Raw genomic sequence first — 19,277 nt, forward strand, 5'->3', positions numbered from 1 at the left:
TGGGGGGGCAAAAAGGTGGTGGGGGCGTACTGGACTATCTGCGCAGAATCCAAACTTTTGTGACGCGCCCCCCCCCCGAAGGGGGGGGGCTCTTCACATGTCCGATCGCATGTCCGATCGCATGTCCCGTCACATGTCCGGGCGCTACACCACCTGGTGCAGCCAGCGCACCGGCGCGCCCTCGCCCGCGTATCTGAACGGCTCCAACTCGTCGTCCCACGGCTTGCCCAGGAGCTTGGCGATCTCCGCCTCCAGGTCCGTCTCGCCCTGCTGGGAGCGGGCCAGGGCGGCGCGCAGCCGGTCCTCGGGGATCAGGATGTCGCCGTGGATTCCCGTCACCGCGTGGAAGATTCCCAGGTCGGGAGTGCAGCTGTAGCGCTCGCCCTCGGCGGTGGGGCAGGGCTCGGCCGTGACCTCGAAGCGCAGCAGGTGCCAGCCGCGCAGGGCGGAGGCCAGCTTGGAGGCCGTGCCCACCTCGCCCTGCCAGGAGAACTCCGAGCGCCAGGTGCCGGGTGCGGCGGGTTGCCGGATCCAGTCGAGGTTGACGCGCGTGCCGAGCACGCCGGCGACGGCCCACTCGACGTGCGGGCACAGCGCGCGCGGCGCGGAGTGCACGTACAGAACCCCACGTGTCGTCACCGGTACCTCCGGGCAGAGCGGGCATCTTGCGAACTGGCGGACGATCGTGGCCGGGCAGCCACGTTGATGGCGAGGCTACCGTGCGGCGGCGCAAGGAGTGTGACGTACCGTCCGTCCCGATGCCGCCAAACGCCCGCCATTCACCCGGCAGGACGCTTGTACGGGTGTGAGCCGTTGCATGAGCGCGGTGGGAACCCTTGTGCGTTGTTATTGGTTGGAGACCATGACGGGGCCGAGCGAGGGGATGGACCAGGGCATGCGCAAGCGACGGGACCTTTCGCGCGCTGTTCTGGCCGCGGTGACCGCGGCCGTGCTCGGTGTCGCCGGCTGCGATGCCGTCGGCGGTGACGCGGAGGGCCCGTCGGGGACCGAGGCGCGGAGCGCGCGGCCGTCGCCGAAGCCGACGCCCGCCTGGGACCGCAGCCCCGCCTCGATCGCGGCGGTGGGTGACTCGGTCACGACCGGCTTCGACGCCTGCGCGGTCCTGTCGGACTGCCCCGAGGTGTCGTGGGCGACCGGCAGCCGCGCCGACGTCGACAGTCTGGCCGTACGCCTGCTGGGGAAGGCGAAGGCGGCCGAGCGGAGTTGGAACTACGCGGTGACCGGGGCCCGGATGGCGGACGTGCCCGGGCAGATGGCACAGGCGGCGCTGCGCAGGCCCGAACTGGTGACGGTGATGGCGGGGGCGAACGACGCCTGCCGGGACACCGCCGACGCGATGACCTCGGTTGCCGATTTCCGGACACAGTTCGAGGACGCGATGAGCACCCTGCGGGACGCGCTGCCGAAGGCCCAGGTGTATGTCGCGAGCGTGCCGAACCTGAAGCGGCTGTGGGAGCAGGGCCGTACCAGTGCGATGGGCAAGCAGGTGTGGAAGCTCGGTATCTGCCCGTCGATGCTGAGCGACCCCGACGCGCTGACCGCGGCGGCCAACGAGCGGCGTGCGACGGTGCAGGAGCGGGTCGAGGCGTACAACAAGGTGCTGGAGCAGGTGTGTGCGAAGGACCGGCGCTGCCGGTTCGACGACGGGGCGGTGTACGACTTCCGGTTCGGCGTCGCGCAGCTCAGCCAGTGGGACTGGTTCCACCCGAGTGTGAACGGTCAGGCGCGACTGGCGGAGATCGCCTACCGGACGGTGACGAATTAGGGTTTCGCTCATGAGCGAACACTTCGGCACACTTTCCGACGGCACGGAGATCCACCGCTGGACCCTGGAGCGCGCGGGCGTACGGGTACGGGTGCTGTCGTACGGCGGGATCGTGCAGTCGCTTCAGGTGCCGGACCGGGACGGGCAGGCGGCGGACGTGGTGCTGGGGTTCGCCGGTCTGGACGGCTATCTGTCCCACCCGGGGCCTTATCTGGGCGCCCTCATCGGCCGGTACGCCAACCGGATCGCGGGCGGCCGCTTCCCGCTGGACGACCTGACGTACGCGCTCGAACCCAACAACGCGCCCAACTCCCTGCACGGCGGTGTGCACGGCTTCGACAAGCGGGTGTGGGAGGTGACGCCGGTCGAGCACGGGGTCCGGCTCAGCCGGGTCAGCCCGCACGGCGAAGAGGGGTTCCCGGGGCGTCTTGAGGTCTCGGCGACGTACACCCTGTCGTCCGACGGCTCGCTGCGGATCGCGTACGAGGCGGTGACGGACGCGCCGACCGTGGTGAATCTGACCAACCACAGCTACTTCAACCTCGGCGGAGCGCAGTCGGGCAACGCGGGCGGCCATGAACTGCGGCTGGCCGCCTCCCGGTTCACACCGGTCGACGCGGACCTCATTCCGACCGGCTCGCCGGACGAGGTCGAGGGCACCCGCTTCGACTTCCGTGAGGCGCGGAAGGTCGGCGCCGGGTACGACCACAACTTCGTGCTGGACAAGGGGGTGACGGAGAGTCCGGAGCTGGTCGCCGAGTTGTACGACCCGTCGAGCGGGCGGGTGCTGACGATCGCGACCACCGAGCCGGGCCTCCAGCTCTACACCGCGGACCATCTGAGCGAGCCCTTCGCCCCCGGCGACGGCATCGCGCTGGAGACCCAGCACTTCCCCGACTCCCCGAACCGGCCGGACTTCCCGAGCACGGTGCTGCGGCCGGGCGAGGTGTACCGCTCGGAGACGGTGTACGGCTTCGGCGTCCGGTAGTTCACGGGCGCCCGAGTGGCCCCGGAGCCCCGGTCCGGGGCGTCAGGACCCGGACCGGGACTGTTCCTGGGGCACTTCTCCCGCATCAGACGTTAATCGTCGCCGCCACCCGACGGTCGGCGATCGAGCGCCCCACCTGGATCTCGTACGAACCCTTCACAAAGATCCATGAACCGGTCTCCTCGTCCCACATCTCGAAGGCCCGGCGCGGCAGCTCGACCACCGTCTCGACGCTCTCCCCCGGCCCGGCCTCCACACCGGCGAACCCGGCCAGCCACCGCGCCGGGCGGTCGGTGTCCGGCCCGCCCGGCGCCAGATAGACCTGCACGACCTCGCGCCCCGCACGCGCACCGGAGTTGCGCAGCCGGACCGTCACCGTCGTGCCCCGGACCTCGGCGGACTCGTACGTCCACTCGGTGTAGCCGAGGCCGTGCCCGAAGGGGTACGACGGGACCCGGCCCGCCCGCTCCCAGGCCCGGTAGCCGATGAAGACGCCCTCGGTGTACGGGAGCCGACCGTCCGCGGGGACGACCTCGGTGACCGGGGCGTCGGCCAGGGAGCCCCAGGTGGTGGGCAGACGTCCGCCCGGCTCGTGCGTGCCGGTGAGGACGTCGGCCAGGGCCGCGCCGCCCTCCTGTCCCGGGAACCAGCCGATCAGCACGGCGGCGACGTCCTCGCGCCAGGGCAGTTCGACCGGGGAGCCGGAGTTGACGACCACGACGGTGCGGGGGTTGGCGGCGGTGACGGCGCGGACCAGGTCGTCCTGGCGGCCGGGGAGTGTCAGGTCGGTGCGGTCGAAGCCCTCGGACTCGACGCGCTCGGTGGTGGCGACCACGACGACGGCCGTGTCGGCGTTCCGGGCGGCCTCGACGGCCTCGGCGATCAGTTCGTCGGGGTCGCGCCGCGGCTCCTGGTGGCAGAGGGTGAAGCTCACGACCTTCATCGGGATGTGCTCGGGGAACTCGACGACGTATGTGAGGGAGACCTCGACGGGTCGGCCCGCGGTGAGTTCGGGGTGGGCGTGGGGGACGGGGGCGCCGAAGAAGGTGATGAAGGGGTCGTCCTTGGCGGGGCGCTGGACGTCGTCGTAGTACGTCGTGCCGTCGACGGTGAGGGTGAAGGCACCGATGCCCTTGATGCCGAAGGTGTGCGGGCCGGTGTCGCGCGGGGTGAAGGTGCCGGTCAGCTCGACGGTGTGCAGTGCGTCGTGGGTGACGCCGTCGGGGAGGTCCGGGCCCGTCCACTGAATGTGCCCGGCCGGGGCGGAGCCGCTGCCGAGGATGTTCCCCTCGCGGTCCCGGCACACGGCGCGCAGGTCGAAGCCCTTGTCGGCGATGCCGAGTTCGGTGTTGGGGTCGGCGCCGACGGCGTAGGTGAGGGTGCCGTCGGGGAGGGCGGCGGTGAGGCCGTCGAGCGGGGAGACGACACGGGCGGGGAAGACGGTGGCGGAGCCGCCGCCGAGGACGCGGGCGTCGCGGGCGGCGGCTCCGATGAGCGCGACCGTGCCGTGGGGCCGTAGCGGGAGGGCGGCGTTGTGGTTGCGGACCAGGACGAAGGAGCGGCGGGCGATCTCGCGGGCCAGGTCCGGGCCGTCGACGGTCTCGGGGTACTCGGTGACGGCGGGCTCGGCGCCGTCCAGGATGCCGACGCGGGCGGCGAGCCGCAGGACGTTGCGCACCGCGTCGTCGACCTTGGCCTCGGCCACCTTGCCCTCCCGTACGGCCTGGGCGAGGGCGGCACCGTAGACGGTCTGCGGCCCCGGCATCGCGGCGTCGAGGCCACCCTCGATGGCACCGACGGTGTCGCGGGCGGCCATCCAGTCGGAGACGTTGTAGCCGTCGAAGCCCCATTCGCCGCGCAGGACCTCGTTCACGAGGTGGTGGTGCTCGGTCATCGTCGTGCCGTTGACCGTGTTGTAGGCGGTCATGATGCCCCAGGGGCGGGCGTTCTCGACGATGATCTCGAAGGGCGCCAGATAGAGCTCGCGCAGGGCGCGTTCGGAGACGACGTTGTCGACGGTGAAACGCTCGGTCTCGGCGTCGTTGGCGACGAAGTGCTTGACGGTGGTGCCGACACCGCCGGACTGCACGCCGGCGACATACCCGGCACCGATCGTCCCCGTCAGGAACGGGTCTTCGCTGTACGCCTCGAAGTGCCGCCCGCCGAGCGGGGAGCGGTGGAGGTTGACGGTCGGGGCGAGGAGCACATGGACGCCCTTGCGGCGGGCCTCCTGGGCGAGGAGGGTGCCCGCGCGGCGGGCGAGCGCGGGGTCCCAGGCGGCGGCGAGGGCGGTGGGCGAGGGCAGCGCGACGGACGGGTCGTCGGCGGTCCAGCGCACACCCCGGACACCGATCGGCCCGTCGGACATGACAAGGGACTCCAGTCCGATCTCGGCGACCGCGGGCAACGTCCACGTGTCCTGCCCGGAGAGCAACCGCGCCTTCGCATCGAGACCGAGCCGACCGAGCGCGGCCTCGACGACCGCCTCACGCGCTGCGTCGGCCTGGGTACGGGTTCCCGCCATGTGGGTGCCTCCTCGTCGAAGTCCACGGACACCTCCATCCTGCCCGGCCATGGCGTAGACCTCTCCCGTCACGCGATACTTCCGGCGTCCCGCACGACGGATGCTCTGCCTCACCCCCCACCGTGACGGAAGGACCGTAACTCCCTTGAATTCCATACGTGTTCGGATCGGCGTCCTCGGCCTGGCCCTGCTGGCCGGTCTCTCGGCCCCGACGGCGGGGACCGCTGCCGCCGCCGGGACGGCCGCCGCTCCCACCGTCGAGGAGCAGCGACTCGACAAGGCGGTTCCGCAGGAGATACTGCGCCGCTCCGGATTCGACGCCCCGGCGGCGGAGTTCGCCCGTGATCTCGGCGCCGCGGGCTCCTACGCCCAGGCCCGGCGTGTCGTCGTACGGGAAGGGTCGGCGCTGTGGCGCAGGGCCGTTGAGCGGGCGCAGGGGCGGGGGCCGGCCGGGGGTGATCTGAGCCGGGATGACGACCGGCCGCTGTACTGGGCGCGGTTGTCGATGACGCGCGAAGTGCGGGGATGGGAGCCGGAGTTCGGGCTGAGTGAGGGGCAGCGGGCCGCGCTGCTGGGAGAGCTGGAGCGGGCCTCGCGCGGGCACGCCGATGTCCGCTATCCGCACGGCGGTCACGGGATCAAGCGGATCCTCGTCACCGGCTTCGACCCGTTCACGCTCGACCGGGACATCCGTATCTCCAACCCGTCCGGCGCGACCGCGCTCGCGCTCGACGGGACGGTGGTCGAGACGGCGAAGGGGCCGGCGCGGGTGGAGACCGTGGTGTTCCCGGTGCGCTGGCAGGACTTCGCGGACGGAACCGTGGAGCGGACGCTGCGGCCGTATCTGCCGAAGGTCGATCTGTTCACGACCGTGAGCCAGGGGCGGGTCGGGCGGTTCGACGTCGAGCGGACCAACGGGGCCTGGCGGGGCGGGTTCCCGGACAACGACAACATCAGCCGGACCGAGACGGTGCCCGTCCCCGATCCGGCCTCGCAGCCGCAGTGGACGACGACGACCCTGCCGTACGCGAAGATCGTCGCCGCGAACACCGGACGGTTCCCCGTGTACGACAACACGAGCGTGACCGAGATCCCGGCGGGCGGTACCGAGGCCGTCGTACGGCCGGACGGGCCGACGCCCGGCTCGACCGCGCGTGCCGGAGGTGGCGGGGACTACCTGTCCAACGAGATCGCCTACCGTGCCACGCTGCTCCGTGACCGGCTCGGCCTGCACGACACACTGCCGGGCGGGCATGTGCACACGCCGGTGCTGCAGTTCGGCGCGGGGAACACGGATCCGGCGACGGGGTCGGTGACCGATCCCGAGTTCGTACGGAACCGGCTGGACATCATCGCCCAGGTCCGGGCGATCCTGAAGGCGGCGGCGGAGAGCCCGGTCACCAGCTGACGGTCTCCCCGCCGGGTGCGGTCGCCTCCGCGCCCTCCTCCTCGGTCTCCTCGCCCATCAGCTCCCGCGCCATGAGCGTGGCCCCGGCGACCGCACCCGGCATCAGGAACACCGCGACGAACGGCACCAGGAAGGCCGCGGCGAGCGGCGTGCCGAAGCCCCAGACCAGGGTCTTGCGGGAGCGCAGGAGGGCCAGGCGGTCGCGGAGTTCGACGCGGCGGCGCTGCAGGGCGACGGCCGTGAGCTCCTCGGTGAGGAAGAAGCCGGTGACGACGACACCGAGCACCGGTACGGCCGTCTGGCCGACGACCGGGATGAACCCGAGGGCGAAGAGCAGCACACCCCACAGGGCGGCGCGCAGCACGACCCGCAGACTGTCGCGGCCGGAGATCCACAGCTCGCGCCAGAGCGGCAGGCCGGACTCGGGGGCGGTGCCGTCGGGCGAGACGTCCCGGTCGACGTTCTCGGAGAGCTTCTCGTAGAAGGGCTGGCCGATCAGCAGGGTGACCGCGGTGAAGGTGACCACGGACAGCAGCAGGCCCAGCGCGAACAGGACGGCGGTGAGGAAGCCGCGGAACAGGCCCTGCCAGGGGCTCGACCAGTCGTCGGCGAACGGCGTCGACCAGGCCACGAAGGCCTCGCCCCAGATGGCGAGGGCCACCAGGGCAGCCGCGTACAGGGCCAGGGTGATCAGGCCCGGGATCAGGCCGAACTCGTACTGCTTGCCGTGTCGGGCCACCCATCGCTGGCCTTTGAGCAGATACCTGAAACCGGCACCAAGATCGCGCATGATGGGAACTCTAGTCCGGCCTTGTCACATGGGAGTCACGGTCCCTTCGGGGCACGGTCACCGTGGGCCGCCGGGGGAAGGTGGGCGCCGTCCCGCCCTTCATCCGGGCGTCACCGCCACCACCACCCCCTGCTCGGCCGCCGGGCTCACCGCCGCCGACACCCGCACCGCCACCGCCCGGGCCAGCCGCCCCGCGTGCGAGGCCCCGGCGAGCAGCGCTGGCTGGATCCGCTCCAGCCCGGCCACCAGGAACTCCTCGCCCGCGATCAGCACCGGGCGGGCCGCCTTCGTGGTCGCCGCCGCCGCCTCCGTGAGGTCGGCCAGCGGCGGCAGGGTCACCCGGACGACGTTCGCGCCGGCGGCGGCCGCGCGCTCGGCCAGGGCCACCTGGAGCGGCATCAGCGGGGCGAGCGCGGCCGTCAACGCGTCGGCGATACGGCGCAGCTCCGGCGACGACTCGCGCAGGACCTCCGCCGCGGACCGCAGCAGCGGCGTCAGGGCGAGCAGCACGCCCGCGGCGACGCCCGCCGTCGCCGGCAGCAGCGGCGAGGTCGCCTCGACCAGCTCGCCGAGCGCCGCCGCGAACTCCTCCACGGCCGGTTCCACCGCGTCAAGGACCGGCATCAGGCTGTCGCCCAGGGCCGTCAGCAGGGCCTGCGCGGGCTCGCTCACCGGGTGGACGGCGAGAGGTGCCCCGCTGGCACCGAGACGGGTGAGGGTCTCGACGATGCGGTAGAACGCCTCCTGGGCCTGCGGCGACTCGCTCGCCTCGGCCAGTTCGGCGGTGGTCTGCCGCAGCACGCGCAGCACCTCGGCGCCCGAACCGTCTCTGGGGTCGAAGGTGTTGATCGCGATACGGGTGATGTTCCCGGCCGTGTCCAGGAGCTGGCCGGTGATGTCGGTCGTGCTGCGTGCCATGCGGAGTACGTCGTCCCTGCTGGGGAGCGAAGGAATCGTGCCCATGGGGCTCTCCTCACCGTTGAGCCGTTCGTCCTTCCACCGCCGGTGCCGCTCACAGCATGCCCCTCCGGACGCCCCGGCAGGGGCCGTCCGGGGCAACCGTGACGACAACTCCCTCTTGTTGCCGTTGAGTCGAACAGGTACACCTCGCCGTACCGATCTTTGGACGCTCCGGAGGAGGTACAGGTGCGCACCACGAGAACCGTTCCTGCGAGACCCGTTCCTGCCAGACCCGTTCCTGCCAGACCCGTTCTGTTCACCGCCCTCGCCCTCAGCACGGCGGGCTCCCTGCTCCTCGCCCCGCAGCCGGCCGTGGCGAAGCCCGGCCCGCCGGTGCACCGCGAGGCCGCGCTCGACCGGCATGCGGCGCTTACACCGGCGAGCGCCGCCCAACGGGCCCTGGCCGGCGCCGGGGAGGCCACCGGCCCGATCGCCGACGACAGCCGCGGCTACCCCCGCCGCCGGGTCCTCACGCCGGACCCCGAGAACCCGGCCGACAAGTCCATCAAGCTGGGCCTCACCCCGTACCACGCCATCGCGCCGAAGCTGAACACCCTTCAGGCCCTCGGCGACCGGGTGAGCGTCGAGGTCGCGGGCCGCTCGGCGGGCGGACACCGGCTGTATCTCGTCACCGTGACCGCCCCGGAGTCGGCCCGCCAGAGCCGGGCCCAGGCGCGGATGCGCGAGCTCATCGAGGACGCGCCCGCGCTCGCCGCCAAGTCCCCGGGGCTCAGGAAGACGTACAAGACCCCCGTCTTCCTCAACAACAACATCCACGGCAACGAGTGGGAGGGCACCGACGCCTCCCTGAAGCTCATCGAGAAGCTGGCCACCGCGGACGACGGCCGCACGCGCGACCTCCTCTCCCACAGCCGCCTGTACTTCAACATCACCGCCAACCCGGACGGCCGGATCGCCGGGACCCGCGCGAACGCCAACGGCTTCGACATGAACCGGGACTTCGTCACCGCCTCGCAGCCCGAGGTGCGGGCGATGCGCAAGATCATGGTCGACAAGCAGCCGGCCGTCATGCTCGACCTGCACGGCTACGTCAACGGCACCCTCATCGAGCCCACCACTCCCCCGCACGGCGAGAACTACGAGTACGACCTGTTCCTGAAGAACACCTACGCCAACGCGCTCGGCATGGAGTCCGCCGTCAACGGCCTCGGCTACACGCCCGCCGAGGACGGTGTCGAACCGGCCCAGATCCCGTTCCGTGACCAGGCGGAGGGCTGGGACGACTGGCCGCCGGTCTTCACCCCGCAGTACGCGGCCTTCCACGGCACGGTCGCCGCGCACACGGTGGAGATCCCGCTGGCGGTGAACAACGAGGAGTACGACACCCTGCCGGTCCCCGAACTGCGCCGCCGGTCCGCGATCAACGTCGACGTCGCCGGGGCCGCCCTGCGCGCCACCCTCGACTTCGTGCGGTCCAGGCGCGCCTCACTGCTCGCCGACCAGATCGAGGTCTTCCGGCGCGGAGCCGCGGGCGCCGCCCAGGTGCCGGTGTCGCCGCAGACCGTACCGGGCGTGCCCGGCATCGGCCCGGAGGACGTCTACACGACCACCTTCCCCCGCGCCTACGTCCTCCCGGCCGCAGGCACCACCACGGCCCGCCTCGTGGACCACCTGCTGGCCAACGACGTACGGGTCACCCGCGCCGCCCACCCCTTCCGCCTCGCCGGAACGACGTACCCCAGGGGCTCGTACGTCATCGACATGCACCAGCCCAAGCGCGGCCTCGCGAACGCGCTGCTCGCGGACGGGCGGGACATCAGCGACAAGGTCTCGGTGATGTACGACATCTCGGGCTGGAGCCTCGGCCGCCTGTGGGGCGCGTCCGTGGGCACCCTGCCGGGTGTGCCGTACGGCGTCCTGCTCCCCGTGCGTGCGGCGGCACCGGTCTCCTACGTCGCCCCGCGCGGCGACCTGCGGCTGCGTCTGGACGACCCCGCCGAGGTGGCCGCCCTCAACTCCCTGCTGCGCAAGGGCGTCAGGGCGCGCGGCGCCGCGGACGGCAGCGCGATCGTGCCGGGCTCGGCGCGCAAGCAGGCGGCGGAAGCGGCACGTACGTACAACGTCGCCTTCCGCACCACGAAGCTCACCGGCACCACCCCGCTCCACCGCACCCGCGTGGCCGCCGCCGTCACGCCGGGCGAGCTGTTCGCGCTGCGGGAGATGAACTTCGAGGTCACTCCGGTCTCGACGGACCTGCTGAACGCCGGTTTCGACTGGTCGTCGGTGGACGTCCTGTTCGCGTCGACCGACCTCGACCACACCGGCCTGACCCGCGAGGCCCGCACCGCCCTGGACGCCTTCCTCGCCGGCCACGGCCTGGTCGGCCGTGGGGTCACCGGCGCCGCGCTGGGCTCGGCGACCGGTCTGCTGGCCGCGAAGCCGGTCGAGGGCAACGGGGACGCCAACGGCGTGGTGCGCGTGCGGAACTCGGCCGGCGCGCTGATGTCCGGCGCCCCGGACCACGGCTTCGTGTACGCGCCCGTGTGGTTCACGGACCTCGGCCCGAAGGTCCGGGTGGAGCAGTCGTACGCGACCGGGAACCCACTGGTCTCCGGGCACTGGCGCCCCGCGCAGGACGGCTCCGGCGGACCGGCGGACGCGGCCGGCCGGGCATCGGTGATCAGCGGCCCGCGGGCGGTTCTGTTCGGCACCGAGCCCCTCTTCCGGGATCACCCCAAGGGAGAATTCGCCCAGGTCGGCAGGGCGTTGTTCAGCGTGGCGCAGGCCACCGGCAGCAGATAGAGGAGAGCGGATGACGCCAGTGATCCACGGCACGGTCGCGGACGGCTTCGAGACGGTGCGCGAGGAGTTCACCGCGTTCGTGGCGGGTGAACGGCCCGACTACGAGGGCCAGTTGTGCGCCTATGTGCACGGCCGGAAGGTCGTCGACCTGTGGGCCGGTGAGGGCTGTGAGCCCGACTCGCTCTACGGCGTGTTCTCCTCCACCAAGGGCGCCGCGTTTCTCGTGGTCGCGCTTTTGGTGCAGGAGGGCACGCTGGAGCTGGACCGCAAGGTGACGTACTACTGGCCGGAGTTCGCGGCCGAGGGCAAGGGCGCGGTGACGCTGCGCGAGCTGCTCTCGCACCGGGCGGGGCTGATCGGCCTGGACGCCGGTTTCACCGAGGCCGAGCTGGCCGACGACCGGGCCATCGCCGAACGGCTCGCGGACCAGCGGCCGTTCTGGCGCCCCGGCACGGCCTTCGGCTACCACGCGTTCACCATCGGCGCGCTGGCCGGCGAGGTGGTCCGGCGGGCCACGGGGCGCACGCTCCAGGAGGTGTACGAGGACCGGATCCGGGCGCCGTACGGCCTGGACCTCCACCTCGGGCTGCCCGAGGCGCTGGAGCCCCGATACCGCTCGGTGCGGCCGATGGCCCCCACGCCGGAGCAGCAGGCGGTCCTGGACTCGGAGCCGACGGGTCCGCACAGCCTGGCGTCGATCGCGTTCAACATGCAGGTGCCGGATCCGGTCGAGCTGCTGGACCACGCCAACTCCCGTACGGTGCGCGCCAAGGGCCCCGCGTCGGCGGGCGGGGTCGCCGCGGCGCGTGGCCTCGCCGGGATGTACGCGGCGGCGATCAGCGAGGTGGCCGGACAGCCGCCCCTGCTGAAGCCGGACACCATCGCCGAGGTCGGCCAGATCCACTCGTCCGGCTACGACCTGGTGGCCCGCACGCACAAGTCGTTCGGCCTCGGCTTCCACGCGGTCAACGACCCTTGGTACCCGTTCCTGGGCGCCGGGGCCTTCGGCCACAGCGGGGCGGGGGGCTCGCAGGCGTTCGCGGATCCGCGCAGCGGACTGGCCTACGGCTACACCCGTCGGCGTTACGCCTTCCCGGGCGGGGCGGCGCCGGAGAACGACCGGCTGGTGAGGGCGGCGCACGCGGCGGCGCTGGCGGGCTGACCCGACACCGGCCGACCGGCCCGTGCAACGACGGAGGCCGCACCCCACGTCCAGGGGTGCGGCCTCCGCTTACGCAACGAACGGCGTCAGAGCAGCGTCACGCTGATGTTGCCGCGCGTCGCCTTGGAGTACGGGCAGACCTGATGGGCCTTCTCAAGCAGCGCCCGGGCGGTCTCGGTGTCGACGGCCGGGATCGCCGCCGAGATCTCCACGATGATCCCGAATCCGTCGTCGTTCCTGCCGATGCCGACCTTCGCGGTGACGGTGGCCCCGGAGACGTCGGCCTTCTCCTGGCGGGCGACGACGCCGAGCGCTCCCTGGAAGCAGGCGCTGTACCCGGCCGCGAACAGCTGCTCCGGGTTGGTGCCGGCACCGCTGCCGCCCATCTCCTTCGGCGGGTTCACTACGACGTCGAGCCTGCCGTCGTCGGTGGCGACCCGGCCGTCGCGGCCGTTCTCGGCGGTGGCGACGGCGGTGTACAGGACATCGGCTCGACCTATGGGGGTGCTGGACATGCGGTGTCTTCTCCTCCTCGGTCCGCCGCGACTCGCGCCCACGATCGCGACGGAATTCGGAAAGAAGTTACCGCATGCCGGAAATCCAGCACAGACCTTCGGGCAGACCTACAGCTTGACGATCATCTTCCCGATGTTGTCGCCGCGCAGTACCCCGAGGAACGCCTCCAGGTTGTTCTCGATGCCCTCGACGACGGTCTCGCGGTACTTGAGCTGCCCGGAGGCGACCCAGGGCCCGACCTCCTGGACGAACTGGGGCTGGAGGTCGTAGTGGTCGCCGACCAGGACGCCCTCGATGCGGAGCCGGTTCTGGATGATCTTGACCATGTTGCGCGGGCCGGGCGGCGGCTCGGTCGAGTTGTACTGGGAGATCATGCCGCAGATCACGGCACGGCCGCCCAGGTTGAGCTCGCCGATCGCGGCTTCGAGGTGATCGCCGCCGACGTTGTCGAAGTAGACGTCGATGCCGTCGGGGGCGGCCTCCTTGAGCTGCTCCCAGACCGGGCCGTTCTTGTAGTTGAAGGCGGCGTCGAAGCCGTACTCCTCCACCAGCAGCTTGACCTTCTCGTCCGACCCGGCGGAGCCGATGACCCGCGAGGCGCCCTTGAGCTTGGCGATCTGGCCGACCTGGCCGCCGACGGCACCGGCGGCGCCGGACACGAAGACCGCGTCGCCCTCCTTGAAGGCGCCGGTCCGCAGCAGGCCCGCGTAGGCGGTCAGGCCGGTCATGCCGAGGACGCCGAGGTAGGTGCTCAGCGGCGCGACCTCCGGGTCGACCTTGACGGCGGCCGTGGCGTCCATCACCGCGTACTCGCGCCAGCCGAAGAAGTGCAGGACATGGTCGCCGACGGCGATACCCTCGGCGTTTGACTCGACGACCTCGCCGACGGCCCCGCCCTGCATGACCTTGCCGAGCTGGAAGGAGGCGGCGTAGGACTTGGCCGCCGACATGCGGCCGCGCATGTACGGGTCGACGGAGAGGTACTTGTTCCGGACGAGCACCTGGCCCTCACCGGGGGTCGGCATCGCCGCCTCGACCAGGGCGAAGTCCTCGGGCTTCGGCCAGCCGACGGGACGGCTGAGCAGGTGCCATTCGCGGTTGATCATGACGATTGCCTTTCAGATTTACTTCAGTACCTGAAACAACCATGCTCCTCAATATTTCACGTTGTCAAGTAACGAGGTAGGCTGGGGCGCATGTCCACTCCTCACAAGACCCGGCCCGACGCACTGACCATGGAGGTCGTCGAGCTCATCGGCGACGTGGTGGCCCGCTTCTACTCGGACTACGAGGACGCCGCCGGCGAGTACGCCCTCACCGGGGCGCAGGCGCGGCTGCTGAGTCTGCTGTCCCTGGAGCCGCTGCCCATGCGCAAGCTGGCGCACAAGCTGAAGTGCGAGCCGTCGAACGTGACCGGGATAGTGGACCGGCTTGAGGGACGCGGCCTGGTGGAGCGGCGGCCGGATCCCTCGGACCGGCGGGTGAAGGTGGCCGCGGTGACGGACGAGGGGCTGCGGGTGGCCCGCGACCTGCGCGAGGGCCTGCGGTTCGCCCGGGAGCCGCTGGCGGGACTGTCCGACGAGGAGCGGGAATCCCTGCGGGATCTGCTGCGCCGGATGCTGGGCGTGGACACCGCGTCCTGACGCGTCGCTTGCGGGTCGTCTGGTGCGGGGCGACGATCGTGGGGTGGGTGTAGTTTCGTTCGGCCATCCATGAGGTCTGTGATGGGCGTGATGTCGCACTCCGTGGGAGTCGGAGACGGCCACGGCGATCCCGGCGTGAAGGCGGTCACTCCGGACGGTGACCCGGTGCTCGCCGCACGGCTCGCCGTGCCGACGGTCCCCGGGACGTTCGTGCGCAGACAGCGGCTCGTGGAGCAGCTCGCCGAAGGCGCGCGCAGTCCGTTGACGCTGGTCAACGGCCCTGCGGGGGCGGGCAAGACACTGCTGGTCGCCGACTGGATCACGGCCTTCGACCCGGGGGACGTGGCCTGGCTGACCGTGGAGCCGCAGGACAGCGCGCCCGGTGTCTTCTGGGCCTATGTCCTGCACGCCTTCCGCCATCACGGCGTCGCCCTGCCCGAGTACATCGGCAGCCCGGCCCGCCCCGGCGAGGTGGACCACTCACTGCTGGCCCGGCTGGCGGCCTGGCTGAACGGGCGGGAGTCGCGGGTGGTCCTCGTCCTGGACGAGTTCGACCGGGTGGCGGGCTGTACCGAGGTGGCCGACGGGCTGCAGTTCGTGCTGCGCCATGCCGGTGCGGGGCTGCGCCTGGTGATCATCAGCCGTACGGAACCGCTGCTGCCGCTGCACCGCTATCGGGCCGCCGGTGAGCTCGTCGACATCCGCGCCGACGACCTGGCCTTCCGGGCCGAGGAGACGTCGGCCCTGGTCGACCGGCACGGGCTGCCGCTGTCGGCCGAGGGCGCGCGCATGCTGACGGAGCGCACCGGGGGCTGGGCGGCGGGGCTGCGGCTGTGCACGCTGGCGGCGCAGCGGGCCGTGGACCCGGAGAGCTTCCTGAAGGACTTCGAGGCCGGGCACAGCACGGTCGCCGACTATCTGCTGGGCGAGGTGCTGCGCGTGCACCCCGCCGAGACCCAGGACCTGCTGCTGCGCACCAGCATCCTGGAGGAGACGCACCCCGATCTCGCCAACGCCCTGACCGGGCGGGACGACGCGGAGCCGATCCTGGAGGAGCTGCAGCGGGCGAACGCGTTCGTGGAGCCCGTCGGGCACTCCTGGTACCGGCTGCATCCGCTGTTCGCCGAGATCCTGCGGGTGCATCTGGGCGTCCGCCATCCCGGCCTGGAGCCGGAGCTGCACCGTACGGCGGCCAAGTGGCTGATCGGGGCGGGGCTGCTCGACGAGGCTCTGCCGCACGCGGCGGACGCGGGTGACTGGGAGCTGGCCGCCGCCGAGTTCATCGACCATCTGGCGATCGGCCGGCTGCTGACGGGGCTGGCCGCCGAGCGGCTGGACGGTCTGTTCGCCCGGATGGCGCCGGAGGTGTCGGGGCCCGCGCCCGATCTGGTGCGTGCGGCGCGTGAGCTGGCCCGGCACGACGTCGACCGGGGTGTCACCTATCTGCGGCGGGCGGAGGAGCAGCTGCCCGACGGCGACTCGGGCGACGGCGCCGCGGTGCGGTTGAGCTGTGCGGTGCTGCGGGTGCTGGCCGCCCGGGTGGCGGGCTCGGCGGACATGGCGGAGACGGCGGCGCGGGCGGCCGCGGAGGCCGAACGCGCCCTGCCCGACGGCCAGTTGGGGCAGTCCCCGGAGCTGACCGCCCTCATGCTCACCGACCTGGGATCGGCCCAGCTGTGGGCGGGCCGCTTCGAGGCCGCCCGCTCGACGCTGTCCGACGCCGTGCGGGCCGCCGAGGGGCCCGCGACGGCCTTCCCCCGGCATGAGGCGCTCAGCAGGCTGGCGCTGATCGACTTCCTGCACGGACGGCCCGGCCGGGCCGAGGCGCATGCCCGGGACGCGATCGCCGAGGCCGAGCACTCGGGGCTGCCGGTGTCCGACCGGACCGGGATGGCACAGCTCGTCCTGGCCGCCGTGGCGATCGACCGGGACGACCTGGCGGCGGCGCAGGGCCATCTCGACCAGGCGGCCGCCACCTCCGCCGCCTCCCGCGATCCCATCGTGGCCGCCGAGCTGGCGGTCCTGCGGTCCCGGCTGCTGTGCGCGCGGGGGGACTCCCGGTCGGCCCTGCTGGCCCTGGACGACCTGGCGGAACAGCCCCTGGTCTCCGCCGAGCCCTCGGCGTGGGTGAGCGACCGGATCGCCACGGCGACGGCGGCGGCGCATCTGGCCGACGGTGATCCGAAGTCCGCGGTGCGGGTCTTCGAGGACCGGCCGGCGCACGGTCCAGAGAGCCTGGTGGCCGAGGCGCGGGCGTGGGTGGCGGCGGGCGGCGGCGAACGGGCGCTGCGGATCCTGGACCGGCTTCCCGACCGCCACAACCGGGGTCCTGCCATCGACGTGCGGGTGCTGCTGACCCGGGCGCAGGCCGTGGACGCGCTCGGCGAGTCGGCCGCCGCGGAGGGCCTGCTGCTGCGGGCCCTGGCCGCGGCCCGTCCACATCATCTGCGGCGGCCGTTCCTGGAGGCCGGGCCGTGGCTCGGACGGCTGCTGCTGCACCGGCCCGCGCTGGCCCGCGAGCACGCCTGGCTGACCGGCACCCTCGCGCGAGAACCCGGCGCCGCACGGCCCCGGAACGCGTATCCGGGCTCCCGCCCGGAGCCGCTCAGCGCTCGGGAACAGGACGTCCTGGAGCGGCTGGCCCAGCTGATGTCCACCGAGGAGATCGCCGCCGATCTGCATCTGTCGGTCAACACGGTGAAGACCCATCTGAAGAGCATCTACCGCAAGCTCGACGCCACCCGGCGCGGCGAGGCGGTCCGCCGGGCCCGCGAGTCCGGGCTGCTCTGATGTGTCACCTCGCCCGGGTGATGCTGTCCGTCGCCAGGTCGCCCAGCATGAGGACATGCGCTACGAGATCCGCATCGACGGACAGATGTCGGACGACCTGACCACGGCGTTCCCCGAGTTGGACAGCTTCGTCGTCCCCCACCAGACCGTGCTGTACGGGCAGGTCAACGACGATGCGCATCTGTACGGCCTGTTGATCCGGTTCCAGTCGCTGGGACTGCGCATCGTGGAGTTCCGCCAGGTCCCGGAGTGAGCCGCCGGGTGAACCGCCGGCGGCCACCGCGGGGGCTCAGCCCGCGAGCACCTTCGCCTTGGCCCGCTCGTACTCGGCGTCGGTGATGTCGCCGTGGTCGTGCAGCCCGGCGAGCTTGGTGAGCTCGTCCGCCCGGGTCGCCCCAGCCCCGGCCCCGGCCCCGGTCGCGGGGGCGCCGGCGGCCGCCTCCTGGACGTAGGAGCGGAACGCCTGCTCCTGCTTCTGTGCCTGACGCATGTCGCGTTCGCCCATCCCGCGCCCGCGGGCGATCAGGTAGATGAAGACGCCGACGAACGGCAGCACACAGACGAAGACCGTCCAGCCCGCCTTGGCCCAGCCGCCCATGCTGTCGTCCCGGAAGATGTCGCCGAAGACCCGGAACAGCATGACGAACCACATGACCCACAGGAAGAACCAGAGCATGGTCAGGAACGCGTCGAGCAGCGGGTAGTCCACTGTTGCCTCCACATACCGGCCGCCGCGAGAGGCGCGGCGGCGCTCCAACCCTGTCGTGCTCCACGCTGCGCCTGTCGGCCCCCGACGGCATCACCCGGAGCGGGTGGGGTGTCGCGTCACGCGAGGATCAGCACGATGAAGATCGCGCAGACGATGATGTTGATCAGCCAGCTGTGGGTGTTCATCCAGTCCCGCACGTGCGGCATCGCGGCGACCGCCCGGTGGTGGAACGCCAGCAGGAACAGCAGCGGCAGCGCGGCGATGAGCACGGTCGCCCCGATGAACGGCAGCGCCGCGGCGAAGTTCGCGTCGGCCTGCGACAGGTTGGTGCCCACCGTCAGCATGACGATGATGTCCGACGGCATCAGCAGGATGACGAGCAGGCCGACCTTCAGGGCCTGCGCGGGGCCCGCCGACATGAGCGTGCCCAGCCATGTCGGTGGCTGGACGGTCTCCCGCCGTACCCAGTTCTTGATCGCGGCCGCCGCCAGCAGAGCGACCAGCACATACTGGATGATCTTGCCGGCGGATCCGGAGTCGCCGGGATCGCCCAGGTCCAGCAGGGAGGCGAGGCCCAGGGTGATCGCGGTGCCGACGGTGGTGGCGACGGCGACCCCGGTGAGGAAGCCGAGCGAGACCCGGACGGCCCGGGGTGTGGTGACGAAGATGATGGCCGACATGATCTGCGGGCCGGCCATCATGGTCACGGCCAGCGGCAGCACATTCAGGCCGTCCACGTCGGCACCCCGTCCCGGATCAGCCGGTCAGGACCTTGGACTTGGCCCGCTCGTACTCGGCGTCGCTGATGGCGCCCTTGTCGTGCAGCGCGGCCAGCTTGCCCAGTTCGTCCGCCTTGGCGCCGGGCGCCCTCGGCGCGGGTCCGGCGGCGGCCTCCTGGACGTAGGCGCGGAACGCCCGGTCCCGGTCCTGCGCCTGGCGCAGCTCCCGCTCGCCCATGCCGCGCCCGCGGGCGATCAGGTAGACGAAGACGCCGAGGAACGGCAGCACGCACACCGTCAGCGTCCAGCCCGCCTTGCCCCAGCCGCTGAGCGTGTCGTCCCGGAAGATGTCGACGACCACGCGGAACAGCAGCATGATCCACATGATCCACAGGAAGAACCACAGCATGGTGAGGAACACGTTGAGCAGGGGATAGTCCATGGTCGCCTCCGCAGGCCGGCCGCCGCGACGCCCGCGCGGCTCGTGGGTGCCAGAGACCCTCACGATGCGCCGGGCCG

Annotated in this window: 17 protein-coding genes; 8 read left to right on the forward strand and 9 right to left on the reverse strand. The window is 71.9% G+C overall.

Translation table 11 applies throughout. The features are described from left to right. Positions 1-144 precede the first annotated feature (144 nt). Positions 145-639, reverse strand: coding sequence for a DUF3145 domain-containing protein (locus ACFWYS_RS08990; protein ID WP_384765171.1), 495 nt, complete (start codon positions 637-639; stop codon positions 145-147). Between the two features lie 256 nt (positions 640-895). Here ACFWYS_RS08990 and ACFWYS_RS08995 point away from each other — a divergent pair, with 256 nt between their 5' ends. After that, positions 896-1,786 carry an SGNH/GDSL hydrolase family protein gene (locus tag ACFWYS_RS08995; RefSeq protein WP_384765172.1) on the forward strand — a complete coding sequence of 297 codons (891 nt, stop codon included), beginning with the start codon at positions 896-898 and terminating at the stop codon, positions 1,784-1,786. A 10-nt stretch (positions 1,787-1,796) separates the two neighbouring features. Beyond that, a complete protein-coding gene (locus tag ACFWYS_RS09000) occupies positions 1,797-2,774 on the forward strand; it encodes an aldose epimerase family protein (protein ID WP_384765174.1) in 978 nt (325 codons plus the stop codon). 85 nt (positions 2,775-2,859) lie between these two features. Here the strand turns inward: ACFWYS_RS09000 and ACFWYS_RS09005 are convergent, their stop codons facing one another. Continuing rightward, the gene (locus tag ACFWYS_RS09005; protein ID WP_384765176.1) at positions 2,860-5,298 is read right to left on the reverse strand and encodes a beta-glucosidase; all 2,439 of its coding nucleotides are present in this window, start codon (positions 5,296-5,298) and stop codon (positions 2,860-2,862) included. Positions 5,299-5,443: 145 nt separating this feature from the next. Here ACFWYS_RS09005 and ACFWYS_RS09010 point away from each other — a divergent pair, with 145 nt between their 5' ends. After that, complete coding sequence (locus ACFWYS_RS09010) at positions 5,444-6,706, forward strand: pyroglutamyl peptidase (RefSeq protein WP_384765178.1); 1,263 nt, start codon at positions 5,444-5,446, stop codon at positions 6,704-6,706. Here the strand turns inward: ACFWYS_RS09010 and ACFWYS_RS09015 are convergent. Next, complete coding sequence (locus tag ACFWYS_RS09015; protein ID WP_384765179.1) at positions 6,696-7,496, reverse strand: EI24 domain-containing protein; 801 nt, start codon at positions 7,494-7,496, stop codon at positions 6,696-6,698. The two genes, ACFWYS_RS09010 and ACFWYS_RS09015, sit on opposite strands and share 11 nt — an antisense overlap. 99 nt (positions 7,497-7,595) lie before the next feature. Beyond that, the gene (locus ACFWYS_RS09020) at positions 7,596-8,459 is read right to left on the reverse strand and encodes a hypothetical protein (RefSeq protein WP_384765181.1); all 864 of its coding nucleotides are present in this window, start codon (positions 8,457-8,459) and stop codon (positions 7,596-7,598) included. Between the two features lie 183 nt (positions 8,460-8,642). Here ACFWYS_RS09020 and ACFWYS_RS09025 point away from each other — a divergent pair, with 183 nt between their 5' ends. Continuing rightward, positions 8,643-11,219 (forward strand): M14 family zinc carboxypeptidase, encoded by a 2,577-nt coding sequence (locus ACFWYS_RS09025; RefSeq protein ID WP_384765183.1) that lies wholly within the window; start codon positions 8,643-8,645, stop codon positions 11,217-11,219. Positions 11,220-11,229: 10 nt separating this feature from the next. After that, positions 11,230-12,381 carry a serine hydrolase domain-containing protein gene (locus tag ACFWYS_RS09030; RefSeq protein ID WP_384765184.1) on the forward strand — a complete coding sequence of 384 codons (1,152 nt, stop codon included), beginning with the start codon at positions 11,230-11,232 and terminating at the stop codon, positions 12,379-12,381. Between the two features lie 86 nt (positions 12,382-12,467). Here the strand turns inward: ACFWYS_RS09030 and ACFWYS_RS09035 are convergent, their stop codons facing one another. Both ACFWYS_RS09035 and ACFWYS_RS09040 read right to left on the reverse strand, forming a co-directional pair. Next, the gene (locus ACFWYS_RS09035; RefSeq protein WP_384765186.1) at positions 12,468-12,896 is read right to left on the reverse strand and encodes an organic hydroperoxide resistance protein; all 429 of its coding nucleotides are present in this window, start codon (positions 12,894-12,896) and stop codon (positions 12,468-12,470) included. A gap of 108 nt (positions 12,897-13,004) precedes the next feature. Beyond that, positions 13,005-14,003 carry an NADP-dependent oxidoreductase gene (locus ACFWYS_RS09040; RefSeq protein WP_384765188.1) on the reverse strand — a complete coding sequence of 333 codons (999 nt, stop codon included), beginning with the start codon at positions 14,001-14,003 and terminating at the stop codon, positions 13,005-13,007. Positions 14,004-14,093: 90 nt separating this feature from the next. On the opposite strand from ACFWYS_RS09040, the gene ACFWYS_RS09045 reads away from it, so the two are divergent. The 3 genes from ACFWYS_RS09045 (at position 14,094) to ACFWYS_RS09055 (ending at position 17,583) form a co-directional block, all read left to right on the forward strand. Then, positions 14,094-14,540 (forward strand): MarR family winged helix-turn-helix transcriptional regulator, encoded by a 447-nt coding sequence (locus ACFWYS_RS09045; RefSeq protein ID WP_384765190.1) that lies wholly within the window; start codon positions 14,094-14,096, stop codon positions 14,538-14,540. A gap of 90 nt (positions 14,541-14,630) precedes the next feature. Next, the gene (locus tag ACFWYS_RS09050; RefSeq protein WP_384765192.1) at positions 14,631-17,330 is read left to right on the forward strand and encodes a LuxR C-terminal-related transcriptional regulator; all 2,700 of its coding nucleotides are present in this window, start codon (positions 14,631-14,633) and stop codon (positions 17,328-17,330) included. A 55-nt stretch (positions 17,331-17,385) separates the two neighbouring features. Next, positions 17,386-17,583: a hypothetical protein gene (locus tag ACFWYS_RS09055; protein ID WP_272115233.1), complete on the forward strand. Its 198-nt coding sequence runs from the start codon at positions 17,386-17,388 to the stop codon at positions 17,581-17,583. A gap of 36 nt (positions 17,584-17,619) precedes the next feature. On the opposite strand, the gene ACFWYS_RS09060 is transcribed toward ACFWYS_RS09055, so the two are convergent. The 3 genes from ACFWYS_RS09060 to ACFWYS_RS09070 all read right to left on the reverse strand — a co-directional run bounded on the left by ACFWYS_RS09060 (position 17,620) and on the right by ACFWYS_RS09070 (position 19,200). Further along, positions 17,620-18,039 carry an SHOCT domain-containing protein gene (locus tag ACFWYS_RS09060; protein ID WP_384765194.1) on the reverse strand — a complete coding sequence of 140 codons (420 nt, stop codon included), beginning with the start codon at positions 18,037-18,039 and terminating at the stop codon, positions 17,620-17,622. Positions 18,040-18,155: 116 nt separating this feature from the next. Next, a complete protein-coding gene (locus tag ACFWYS_RS09065) occupies positions 18,156-18,776 on the reverse strand; it encodes a GAP family protein (RefSeq protein WP_384765196.1) in 621 nt (206 codons plus the stop codon). 19 nt (positions 18,777-18,795) lie between these two features. After that, a complete protein-coding gene (locus tag ACFWYS_RS09070) occupies positions 18,796-19,200 on the reverse strand; it encodes an SHOCT domain-containing protein (protein ID WP_384765197.1) in 405 nt (134 codons plus the stop codon). Positions 19,201-19,277: the final 77 nt, after the last annotated feature.

It is taken from the genome of Streptomyces sp. NPDC059010 (genome assembly GCF_042740355.1).
GTDB lineage: Bacteria > Actinomycetota > Actinomycetes > Streptomycetales > Streptomycetaceae > Streptomyces.